Consider the following 11,725-nt stretch of genomic DNA (forward strand, 5'->3'; position numbering starts at 1 on the left):
GCCGCTTCTACGATCGGCGCCCGATGGATCCTGTCCTGCGCACGCTCCTGCTGGAGCGGTTGTCGGCGTCCGACCTCGACGACACCGCCAAGCACGTCATCGAGGTCGCCTGCGCGGGCGAGGCCGAGGCGGGCGACGCCGCGCCGCCGGTCTGGCTGTCGTCGGTGACCGTCGAGGGCTTCCGCGGGATCGGGACGCCCGCGACGCTGCCGTTGGAGCCCGCGCCGGGGCTGACGGTGGTGGTCGGCCGCAACGGCTCCGGCAAGTCCTCGTTCGCCGAGGGCCTCGAGCTGCTGATGACCGGACGCCTGAAGCGCTGGGAGAAGCGCCCGAAGGCGTGGACGGAGACCTGGCAATGCCTGCACTGGGACGAGCCGACGCGGATCGGCGCGACGCTCGTGCTCGAGGGCTCAGGCGACGAGGTGTCACTGGCGCAGGAATGGCCCCACGGCGCCCTGTATGACGACGCGAGCGGGCGGGCGGCCCCCGCCGCGGTCCTCGCCGAGCACCACTGGGACCGCGACCTGCCGTCCTTCCGGCCGTTCCTCGCGTACGCCGAGCTGGCGACGATGTTCGACACGCTCTCGTCGCTGTACGAGGCGCTGACCCCGGTGCTCGGGCTCGGTGACATCGACGAGCTGGTGGCGTCGCTCGCCGCCGCCCGCCTGGCGTACGACAACCAGCGCAAAGAGGTGGGGCGCTTGAAGGACGCGCTCGTCACCCGGCTGGACCCGGAGGACGAGCACGCCGCCCTGGTCGCGGCGGCGCTGGGCGTCCGCAAGCCCGACCTCGACGCGATCGAGCAGCTGCTCGCGGATGCGCCCGACTACAGCGGCGACACCGCGATCCTGCGCCGGTTGGCGGGCCTCCACGTGCCGTCCGACGACGAGATCCGCGCGGCGTTCACCGCCGTCCGCGTCGCCGAGCGCGCCCACAAGGACGCCGCCGCGACCGACGCCAAGCGCGCGACGGACATCGCCGCGCTGCTGCGCCGCGCGCTCGCGGTCCGCGACCCGGCGCGGCTGACCGACGACTGCCCCGTCTGCGGCACCCCGGACGTCCTCGACGAGGCGTGGGCGGCCCGCGCGGCCGAAGAGGCCGCCGCGCTGGACGAGCAGGCGCGCGCGCTGACGGCCGCCGAGACCGCGCTGGGTGCGGCGCGCCGCGGCGTGGCGACGCTGATCGACGCGAACGCGCGCAGCGCGCCGGCGCTGGCCGCGCAAGTGGGGCTCGCCGCAGCGCCGGCGGCGGCCGACCCCGCCGCCGCGCCGGCCGATCCCGCCGCGGGTGCCGCCGGCTCACCGGCCGACCCCGTCGCGCGGCTCGACGCGGCCTCGCCGCGCGCGGACGACGTCCTCGCCGCCGCCGCGCACCTTCGGGTCCTCTCCGCGACGGCCGCGGACGAGCTCGGCAAGCGGGGCGCCGCGTGGCAGGAGCTCGCCGGCCACGTCGCGGGCTGGCTCGAGCAGGCGCGGGAGGTCGAAGCGCGGGCCGAGACGCTCATCGCCCTCAAGGCCGCGGAGAAGTGGGTGAAGGGAGCGGCGGAGGAGTTGCGCCGGGAGCGCTTCGCGCCGATCTCCGAGCGGGCGATCGCGAACTGGCGGGAGCTGCGGCAGGGGTCGGCGATCGACCTGCACGACATCACGCTCAAGAAGTCCGGGCGGACCGGGCGGGCGGACTTCGACGTGCGTGCCGACGGCGAGGGCGCGAACGCGCTCGGGGTGATGTCGCAGGGCGAGCTGCTCGCGCTCTCCGTCTCCGTCTTCCTGCCGCGCGCCGCGCTCGACGAGTCCCCGTTCCGCTTCGCGGTGATCGACGATCCCGTGCAGGCGATGGACCCCGCGAAGGTCGACGGGCTCGCGCGCGTCCTGCACCGCGCGGCGCGCACCCGCCAGATCGTCGTCTTCACCCACGACGACCGCCTCCCCGAAGCCATAAGAAGGCTCAAGCTCGACGCGACGATGCTCCATGTCGACCGTCGCGCGAACTCGACCGTCGACGTGCAGGTGTCCAGGACGCCGGTGCAGCGCTACCTCGACGGCGCCCGCGGGTACGCGAAGCCCGATCGGCTGCCGCCGGAGGTGCAGGCGCGGGTCGTCCCGATGTTCTGTCGCAGCGCCGTCGAGGCCGCCGCGGCCAACCTCGTCAGGAGGCGGGCCGTCGAGGCGGGAACGAGCCTCGACGAGGCCGACGAGCAGATCGACGAGGCGCGGACGCTCCGGGAGACGCTCGCGCTCGTGCTGTTCGGCGAGGCGGGGCGCCAGGGCGAGGTCGCGAGCGAGGTCCGCAAGCGCTACGGGACGCACGCCGCGAGCCTCGTGTCCGAGCTCAACCGCGGCTCGCACGGCGCGACGCTCGACCCGCAGACGCTCAAGCGCCTCCCGGACACCACCCGCGACTTCATCCAGCAATTGACGAAATGACGAGCCGGCTCACCGTCGCCGCCGTGCTCGACGAGGCCGAGCGCCAACTCGACGAGTTCGACCCGCACACGTCCGGCACGTGGCCGCACGCCGCCGCGGTGCTGATCCGGCAGTCGCTCGAGTCGACGCTGAACGGCTTCTGGATCAACAAGGCGCCCGGGATGCAGGAGACGAGCTGGCGCGACCGCTGGCAGTGCCTGCCCGCCTACCTCGGCGACAAGCCCGAGGCGCGCGCGGCGGACTTCGCGTGGACGGCGCTCAGCCAGGCGTGCCATCACCGCGCTTATGAGGTCGGTCTCACACAGGACGAGTTGCGCACGCACCTGAATACGGCGCGTGCTTTCCTGGACGCAGTGCGGGAGTCACTGAGTTGACGCAACCGATCGCGCTCGTGCTCGCCGGCGGCGGCGCACGCGGCGCCTACGAGGCCGGGGTGCTCTCGGTCCTGCTGCCCGCGCTCGGTGAGGACGAGCGCCCGAACATCATCGTCGGCGCGAGCGTCGGCGCGGTCAACGGCGCCTATCTCGCGGCCACCCACGAGTCGCCGGACCTGACCACCGGCCGCGCGATCTGGGAGAACCTCACCTGGGGCGACGTGCTGGCGACGCCGTCGATCCGCGACCTCGACCGGATCGCCCGCGCCGCGCTGACGTTCACCGGCCTGCTCTCGCTCGAGGTCCCCGCGCTGCTGGACGCGACCCCGCTCAAGAGCACCCTCGACAAGCTGATCCCGTTCGCCGAGATCGGCCGCCACGTCGACTCCGGCCGCCTGCTCTCCGCCGCCGTCGTCGCCACGTCCGCGCTGACGGGCCGCAGCGTCGTCTTCCACCAGGGCGGCACGCCGGACGCGGTGCGCGATCACAAGCGCAGCATCGACTACGTCCCGACCGTGCTCACCGAGCAGCACGTGCGGGCCAGCGCCGCCATTCCGGCCGCGTTCCCGGCGGTCGAGGTCACGGAAGGTCCCGCCCCGGGCTGGTACTTCGACGGCGGCACCCGCCTGAACGCGCCGATCAAGCCCGCGCTGTCGCTCGGCGCCGAGCGGGTGATCGTCGTCGGCCTGAACTCGATCGCGCCCGCGACCGACCAGATCGCCGGCCCCGAGCGTCCCGACGTCTTCGCGGGCGCCGCCCACGTCATCGACGCCCTGCTCGCGGACCCGCTGGTCGAGGACATCCAGACGCTGACGACGATCAACGAGCTCGTCGGCGGCCGCCACATGCCGCACCATCGCCGGGTCCCGTACATCTTCATCGCGCCGCCGGAGCGCGACACGATCGGCCGCATCGCCCGCGACATCTTCCGCCGCCACTACGGCGGGCTCTTCCACGCGCACCGCTCGCCGCAGCTGGCGTTCCTCGGCCGGCTGATGGACGCGGGCGCCGACCCCCTGCACGGCGAGCTGCTCAGCTACCTGTTCTTCGCGCCCGAGTTCGCCCAGGCGCTCATCGAGCTGGGCCGCAACGACGCCCAGGCGTGGCTGGAGGAACCGCACGACGAGGGCCTCTGGGACACCGGCCCACTCGGCCGCCACCGCGGCGTCTAGTCGCAAGCGGCGACATGCGCCAGGACCGCGAGGACGCGGCGGTGGGACGCGTCGTTGGCCGGCAGCTCGAGCTTGCTGAAGATCGACGTGACGTGACGCTCGACCGCGCGCTCGGAGACGAACATGGCGTCGGCGATCCCGCGGTTGGAGCGCCCGGAGGCCATCCCGTCGAGGACCTCGCGCTCGCGTGGCGTGAGCGATTCCAGCGCGCTGCGGCGACCCCGGATCATCGACGCCACCACCTCCGGATCGAGCACCGACCCACCTCGGGCCACGCGCGCGACGGCGGCCGTGAAGCGCTCGATCTCGGCGATCCGGTCCTTGAGCAGGTAGCCGACGCCGGTCGCGCCGCTCTCGAGCAACTCGCGGGCGTAGCGCTCCTCGATGTGGGCGGACAGGACGAGGATGCCCATGTGCGGGAACTCGGCGCGGAGGATGCGCGCGGCCTGCAGGCCCTCGTCGGTGTGGTCGGGCGGCATGCGGACATCGATCAGCACGACGTCCGGGCGGTGGGCGCGGACCTTGCGCAGGAGGTCGTCGCGTTCGCCGGACTGGCCGACCACCTCGAACCCGGACTCCTCCAGCAGGCGGGCGGTGCCGGCGCGCAACAGGACGGAGTCCTCGCCGATGACGACCCGCAGCGGCTCCTCGACGCCCGGCTCCAGCCGCAGGGCGCGGGTCTCGAACTGCGTGACAGGCGGATACATGCCGCCGAAGCTACGGCTGGACGGCCTCGCGCGAAACCGGCGGGATGGCTGGATTTATCGCCGCGGGCAGCTCGGCCCGCGACTTGATCCCCAGCTTCTTGTAGACCTTCGAGAGGTTCCACTGGACCGTCTTGGGGCTGATGAACAGCTCGTCGGCGGCCTCCTGGTACGTGCGCCCGGCGGCGATCAGCTCCGCGACCCGCTGCTCGGTCGGCGTGAGCGCGCCGTCGGCGGGAGCGCGCCCACCGACCCGCGCGAGCTCGCCCCGCGCCCGCTCCGCCCAGAGCGGGGAACCGAGCGCCTCGAAGCCATCGAGCGCCACCTGCAGGGTCGCCCGGGCGGCGCCCCATTGCCGCGCCCGCCGCTCGCGCGCGCCGAGGACGAGGAGGAGCCGCGCCCGCTCGAAGGGCTGGCCGTCCTCGCCGCCCGCCGCGACGCCGGCCGCGGCCACCCCCACGAGCGCGTCACACCGCGCCGCCACGGACGCGGCCCACGGCCGTGCGCGTTCCAGCGCGGCGGCGACGGCGCGCGCGTCCTCGCCCCGCCCTGCCAGCACATACGCCTCGACCGCGTCGGCCTCCCAGCGGAACAGCGCGGGCTCGCGCAGACCGCTCGCCTCGACGCCCGCGCGGACCTCGTCGAACGTGGCGTCGGCCGGTTCGCCGAGCGAGAGCTCGAGGAAGCCGCGCGTGGCGAGCATCTCCAAGGCCGCGGGGATGACGCCGCGCGCCTCGGCCAGCTCCAGCCCGCGCTCGATCAGCTCACGTGCGCGCGCGGCCTCGCCCCGGTGGGCGGCGACGAGCGCGAGGATCGCCAGCGCGTACGGCCCCTCCCCCGCCTGGCCGCTCTGGTCGACGGACTCCATGCACTCGTCCGCGTGCCGGGACGCCGCCTCCCAGTCGCCGAGCAGGAGCTCAGCCCGGGCGAGCTGGAAGAGCACGAACGGCAGCGAGTGCTCGTCACCGCGGTCCAACGCCTCGGTGTGCAGCGCCGCGAGCCGGTCGCGGGCCTGCGCGAGCCGTCCGTCCCAGAACAGCAGCATCGCGTGGATCCAGTCCGGACGGCCGAGGATCTGGGTCCAGCCTGGCTCGGCGGGGAGCTCGAGCGCGCGCTCGATCAGCCCCATCGCCATCCCCTCGCCGCTCAGCGACTCCAGGAACGCGACGTGCGAGAGCGCCCGCGCCAGCAGCGTGGGGTCGCCGAGGTCCTCGGCGAGCGTCAGCGCCGTCCGGGCGTGGACCTGGGCCGCCGCCACGGTGTCGACCGACTGCGTGCACCAGGAGAGCCCGGTCTCGATCTCGATCCGCAGCGCCGCGTCGATCTCCGGCTCACCGAGCGCGCGTGTGAAGACCTCGTAGGCGGCGCGAAAGCCCTCGCGGTGCGCCCGCACCCACCCGAGCCGCGCCAGCGCGTACGCGCGCTCGCGCCCGGACGGAACCTCCGGCAGCACCTCGTCGAGCACCGCCTGCGCGCGCTCCGCGTCCCCCGCCTCCAGGTGGCGCTCGGCGGCCTCGACCGCGATCCGCCACGAGGAACCCGGCTGCAGCGGCCGCGCCATCTCGAGCAGCTCGGCGGCGGCGTCGGGCGCGCCGCGCGCACGCGCCCGGCGAGCCGCCTCGACGAGGGCGGATGCGACCGCCTCGTCGGGCGCGTCCGCGGCGAGCGCGAGATGCCGCGCCCGCTCCTCGGGATCGTCGACGACCTCCGCCGCCCGCGCGTGCAGCGCCCGCTTGTCCGCGACCTGCTCGTAGGCGATCGACGACAACAACGGATGCGCGAACCGCACCCGCGCGGCGCCACCGCCGGCCGCCGCGGGGAGGCTGGGTGTGGTGCTCGCCGCCCCGCGGCCGCCCGCGGCACCACCGTCGTCCACCTCGAGCACGCCCGGCGCGGCCGCTGCGTCCACGACGGCTGTCGTCGGCCGCGACAGCACCGCGGCCAACGCCGCCGCCGCGCGACCCTCGGGCGACAAGGCGGCGAGGCGGTCGGCGACGAGGCCGCGCAGGGTCGACGGGACCTCGTCGCACCCGAGCAGCTCGAGCGCGTAGTACGGGTTGCCGCCGCTGATGCGGTGCACGCGGTTGAGCTCGGTGCGCGAGATCGGGCCGAGCAGCCGTGACAGCGCGTCACGCGCCAGCGGGCCGACGGTGACGCGCGCGGACTCAGGGAGGTGCAGCGGCATCGCCCCGCCGCCGCGGCGCGCGACCAGCAGCCCGACCCGCGCGTCTTCCAGCCGCCGCGCGACGAACGCCAGCACGACCGACGACGGATGGTCGAGCCACTGCACGTCGTCGACCGCGACCACCGTTGGCCGCGCCCGCAGCACCGCCAAAAGCCCAAGCGCGACCGCGCGCTGCGGCGCGCCGTGCTCCCCCGGCTCGACCCGCAGCAGCGCGACCTCCAGCGCGTGCCGCTGCGGTCCCGGCAACGACGACAGCTCGTCGTCGCCCAAGGACGCCAGCAGATCGCCCAGCGCGGCGTAGGCCAGCTGCGTCTCGGCCTCGACCGGCCGGCACGACAACACGCGGTACGGCGACCGCGCGACCGCCTCCCGCCAGAGCGCCGTCTTGCCCACGCCGAGGTCGCCTTCGAGCAGCAGCGTGGCGGGACCAGAGGCCACAGCGGACAGGAAGCCTTCGATCCGTTCCAGCTCGCGTTCGCGCCCGACGATCATGAGAACGGGCTGATCCTAACCGTCGGTCTACCGCCACATTACGGGGGCCTGCCCGCGATTCGACACCGGTTGCCTCCATCGAGCGAATGGCGTCGCGGTGGGAAGGTTCCTCCCATGTCCAAGTCGCTGCACTACACCTTCGCCGCCCTGCTCGTCCTCGCTACGACCGCGTCCGCGCTGGCGCCGCGCGGCTCACGCACAACGCGGCCAGCAGGACGATGAACGGGTCGATCGCCGTGCGGTAGCGCGGCGTCTCGACGACCAGGAACACCACACTCAAATACATCAGGAGCGGCACCGCCCAGAGCCACCACGGCGCTGCCCGGGCCTCACGCGTGAAGGCGCCGACGAGCGCCAGCAGCGCGAACACCCAGAAGCAGATCACGCCCGCGATCGCCCACCCGCGGGTGGCGGAGATCGTCGCCGCGGTGTGGATCGACCAATCCATGCCGGCGAGGTCCAGCATCCGCCGCGACGTCCACCACGCGACCGTCAGCACGTAGCCCGGGTGGGCCTTGATGAACTCGATCGAGGCCTTGCGCAACTCCTTCTCGAGCACGGGCTCGGGGGTCGAACGCACGCGATTGAAGATCGGCCGGTAGTCGTCGACCCGCTTCAACGTCCGCCACGACGCGGGGTTCTTCTTGTCGGCCTTCGCCTCGCTGTTGTACGTGCCGGCCAAGGCGCTCCCGAACTGCGTGGAGACCGGCACGAAGGCGTGGAAGGTCTCGTAGTTGCGGATCGTCCACGGCGCGACCGTCAACCCGGCCACCACGCACAGCACCAACGGCGCGCGCCACCCACGCCAGACCGCCGCCGCCAACGGCGCCAGCAGCACGATCGCGTTCGCCCGCCCGAGGATCGCGAGCCCCATCAATACGCCCGCGGCCACCACCCACGGCCACCGCTTCGAGTGCAGGACACACGCGATCGCGCCCAGGAGGCAGAGCACGAAGAGCGGCTCGCTCATGATCGACTGCCCGACCAGGATGAGCGGCACATACACGGCTCCCAGCGCCAAGGCGATCAGCGCGATCCGCCGCCCCCAGAGCTGGAACGCGATCACCCCGATCAGCGCCACGATCCCCGTCCCGACGAACGCGTTCGCGATCCGACCCCACTCGACGTCGGGTCCGGTGACGACATACACCGCCGCCAGGAAGATCGGATAGGCGGGCGGGCGGAACGCCGTCGGCCGCCCATATGACAACGCAAACCCGTGCCCGGAAGCGATCGAGACCGCGTGGCGCTGGTAGTCCAGCGCGTCGTGGACGAGCGTGTAGCCGGGCGTCGCGAGCACGAACGCCACCCGGATCGCCAGGGCGGCGAAGACCAGCGCGAGCGCTATCCGCGTTCCGCTGCGATCCATGCGGCCGGGCGGCGGAGCAGCGCCCAGCGCCGGTCGAGCCGGAAGCGCGCCAGCACCCACAGGGTCTTGAACGCGTAGCGCAGGCTGGTGAGGAAGTCGACGCTCGACGCCTCGTGGAAGTAGCGCGTCGGAATCGGGATCTCGCGCACCCGCGCCCCGCGGGCCAGCATCTGGGCGAAGATCTCCTGGTCGAACACGAAGTCGTCGGAGTTGCGCAGGAACGGGATCGAGCGCAGGAACTCGGCGCTGAACGCGCGGTAGCCCGTGTGGTACTCCGAGAAGCGCACGCCGAACGCGCGGTTCTCGATCCCCGTCAGCAGCCGGTTGCCGACCCACTTCCAGCGCGGCATCCCGCCCGCGATCGCGCGGTCGTCGAGCAGCCGTGAGCCGATCACGACGTCGGCCTCGCCGGCCAGGATCGGCGCCGCCATGTCGGCCACCAGCCCCGGGTCGTACTGGTTGTCGGCGTGCACCATCACGACGACCTCGGCGCCGTCGCGCAGCGCGCGCACGTAGCCGGTCTTCTGCGAACCGCCGTAGCCGCGGTTGACGGGATGGCGCAGCACGTCGAGCCCGTTGTGGACCGCGACCCGCGCCGTCTCGTCCGGCGACGCGTCGTCGATCAGCAGCGCGCGGTCGGCGGCATCGGCGGGCATCTCGCGCACGACGTCCGGGATCGTGCGCACCGCGTTGTAGGCGGGGAGGACGACCTGCACCGGCGCGCGGCCGTTCTCCGGGCGCAGGAGCGGCTCGGGCGCGAGCCGGACCGGCGTGCGGTGGGCGACGATCACGCGCTCGTCGCCGAGCGAGAGGCTGATCGGCACCGGCGGCATCCGCTCCGCGAGCGCGGTCATCGGCCCCGACACGGGACCCATCCGCTCCGCCAGCCCGCCGACCCACCGCTTGGCCGCGAACGTGCGCACGAACGCCACGTCGGCGGAGATCACCAGGCCGCGGGCCGAGATCAGCTCGCGCAGCGTCCGCCGCGGCAGCAGCACCGTGTGGGCGGGCAGGTAGCCCCACCAGCGCGAGCCCGCGAGCTTGGCCGTCGAGCTCGACGGATCCGGCGTGACGACGCAGAGGACGCCGCGCGGCCGCAGCAGCCGCGCGCAGACGTCGATCGCGGCGACCGGGTCGTCGAGGTGCTCGAGCACGTCGGCCAGGAAGATCGCGTCGAACTCGCCCGGCGAGTCGCCGTTCGAGCCCTGCGAGAACGACTCCAGGGGGACCTCGCGCACGTCGAGCCCCAGCGAGCGTGCGTGCCGCGCTCCGTCGCGCGAGAGCTCCAGCCCGACGGTGTCGTACCCGCGGCGACGCGCCTCGTCGAGCAGGAGGCCGTACCCGCAGCCGACGTCCAGGAGGCGCCCGGACGGCACATGCGGCTCGATCAGGTCGAGCAGGCGGTTCGCAGTCGCGCGCCGGCCCGACTCCTCGGTCAGGTACTCGTCGTCGCGCATGTCGCGGTAGAGATCGTGCAGCTCGGCGCCGTGCGGGAGCACCGGCTGCTGCACCGTCCCGCACTCCGTGCACTCGAGCAGGTCGCCGTGCCCGCCGACGCCGTGCGCGGAAGGCGACAGCGCCGCGGCCGTGACGGCCACGCTGTCGCCCTGCACCTTCAGCTCGAGGTCTCCTGAGCAGATACGGCAGCCCGCCATGCGGCGCGGGACGCTACCAAGCGAAAGCTGCGGGACGGTGAAGTCCCCACGGACGGGCATCTTCGATCTCCTCGGAAAGCGTTAGGAGCGTCCCTTCCCCGTGAGGGCGGCCGACGAACTGGACGGCGAGCGGAAGCCCGTCCGGACCGAAGCCCGCCGGCACGGAGACGGCCGGCTGGCCGGTCGAGTTCCAGAGGACGCCGAATGGCACCCAGCCGCTCTCCCACAGGTACGTGACGGTCGCGCCCCGCCCCTCCATGATCTGAGCCGGGACCGCGGGCGCGGCGAGGATCGGCATCAGCAGGACGTCGACGTCCTCCCACAGCTTGCCCACCCGCGAAGCGATCCGCTGCTCGGCCTCGAGCAGCCGGTCGACGGTCCGATCGGAGACCAGCTGTCCCGGACGCGCAATGTGGCGGGTGCGCCGCTCGAGGCGCTGCGGCTGCTCGACCTCGCCCACGAAGTCACGGATGCCGCGGAACATCAGGCCGAGGATCACCGGGACGTCGCGGGCGCGGAAGTCGGGGTCGCGCTCGATGACCTCGTGCCCAAGGTCCTGCAGCAGGTCGCGCGTGTCGCGCAGCGCGGCCGCCGTCGCGTGGGTGAGCGAGCCGCGGGTCGCGGGCGGGAAGCGTTCGCTGTAGGCGATCCGCAGGCGCCGCCGCGGCGGCGCCTCGATGCCCGGCGCCATCACGTCGTACATCAGCCGCGCGTCCCGCACCGAGCGGGTGAGGCCGCCGAAGCAGATCCAGTGCGTGTCGTCGTGCTCCCGCGGGACGCGGTGGGCGTGCGGCTTGAGCCCGAACAGCCCGCAGCACGCGGCGGGGATGCGGATCGAGCCGGCGCCGTCGCCCGCGGTCGCGGCGGGGACCAGGCCCGCGGCGACGGCTGCCGCCGAGCCGCCGCTGGACCCGCCCGGCGTCCGGTCCGTGTCCCACGGGTTGCGGGTCACGCCCCACGTGATCGACTCCGTGAACGGCCACAGCCCGAGCTCCGGCATCGTCGTCTTGCCGATCACGATCGCGCCGGCGTCCTTGAGGCGCCTGACCACTTCGGCGTCCTGCGCGGCGCGCTCGGTGATCGCCCCGGTCCCGCGGCTGGTGATCTCGCCCGCGATGTCCATCTCGTCCTTGACCGCGATCGGGACCCCGCTCAAAGGCCCGGGCCGCGGCCTGTCGGCCTGCGCGAGCGCCTGCTCGGCATAGACGGCGCCGAAGGCGTTCAGCTGCGGGTCGAACCGCTCGATGCGCTCCAGCGAGAGCTCCACCAGCTCGCGCGCGCTCACCGTTCCGGCCGCGACCAGCTGCGCCTGGCGAGCGAGACCGGCGTACGCGAGGTCGACGGCGTTCAC

Annotated in this window: 8 protein-coding genes; 3 read left to right on the forward strand and 5 right to left on the reverse strand. The window is 73.6% G+C overall.

Annotated elements, in window-relative coordinates; all coding sequences use genetic code 11:
- Window positions 1–23 precede the first annotated feature (23 nt).
- The 3 genes from G569_RS44660 to G569_RS44670 are packed head-to-tail and all read left to right on the forward strand — an operon-like array spanning window position 24 to window position 3,969.
- On the forward strand, window positions 24–2,423 hold the full coding sequence (locus tag G569_RS44660; RefSeq protein WP_053225679.1) for an AAA family ATPase: 2,400 nt from the start codon (window positions 24–26) through the stop codon (window positions 2,421–2,423).
- Entirely contained in the window at window positions 2,420–2,797 is a 378-nt protein-coding gene (locus G569_RS56995; protein ID WP_053225680.1) for a hypothetical protein, read from the forward strand. The genes G569_RS44660 and G569_RS56995 overlap by 4 nt, the downstream gene beginning before the upstream one ends.
- The gene (locus G569_RS44670) at window positions 2,794–3,969 is read left to right on the forward strand and encodes a patatin-like phospholipase family protein (protein ID WP_053225681.1); all 1,176 of its coding nucleotides are present in this window, start codon (window positions 2,794–2,796) and stop codon (window positions 3,967–3,969) included. The genes G569_RS56995 and G569_RS44670 overlap by 4 nt, the downstream gene beginning before the upstream one ends.
- Here G569_RS44670 and G569_RS0101295 read toward each other — a convergent pair.
- The 5 genes from G569_RS0101295 to G569_RS0101315 all read right to left on the reverse strand — a co-directional run bounded on the left by G569_RS0101295 (window position 3,966) and on the right by G569_RS0101315 (window position 11,725).
- Window positions 3,966–4,676 carry a response regulator transcription factor gene (locus G569_RS0101295; RefSeq protein ID WP_306764984.1) on the reverse strand — a complete coding sequence of 237 codons (711 nt, stop codon included), beginning with the start codon at window positions 4,674–4,676 and terminating at the stop codon, window positions 3,966–3,968. The genes G569_RS44670 and G569_RS0101295 overlap by 4 nt on opposite strands.
- A gap of 10 nt (window positions 4,677–4,686) precedes the next feature.
- Window positions 4,687–7,350: a helix-turn-helix transcriptional regulator gene (locus tag G569_RS44675; protein ID WP_053225682.1), complete on the reverse strand. Its 2,664-nt coding sequence runs from the start codon at window positions 7,348–7,350 to the stop codon at window positions 4,687–4,689.
- Between the two features lie 160 nt (window positions 7,351–7,510).
- Window positions 7,511–8,719, reverse strand: coding sequence for an ArnT family glycosyltransferase (locus G569_RS0101305; RefSeq protein WP_028062068.1), 1,209 nt, complete (start codon window positions 8,717–8,719; stop codon window positions 7,511–7,513).
- Entirely contained in the window at window positions 8,695–10,434 is a 1,740-nt protein-coding gene (locus tag G569_RS60735; RefSeq protein ID WP_084284018.1) for a methyltransferase domain-containing protein, read from the reverse strand. The genes G569_RS0101305 and G569_RS60735 overlap by 25 nt, the downstream gene beginning before the upstream one ends.
- Complete coding sequence (locus G569_RS0101315) at window positions 10,388–11,725, reverse strand: amidase family protein (protein WP_028062069.1); 1,338 nt, start codon at window positions 11,723–11,725, stop codon at window positions 10,388–10,390. Before G569_RS0101315 ends, G569_RS60735 begins: the two co-directional genes overlap by 47 nt.

Source organism: Solirubrobacter soli DSM 22325 (assembly GCF_000423665.1).
Classification (GTDB): domain Bacteria; phylum Actinomycetota; class Thermoleophilia; order Solirubrobacterales; family Solirubrobacteraceae; genus Solirubrobacter; species Solirubrobacter soli.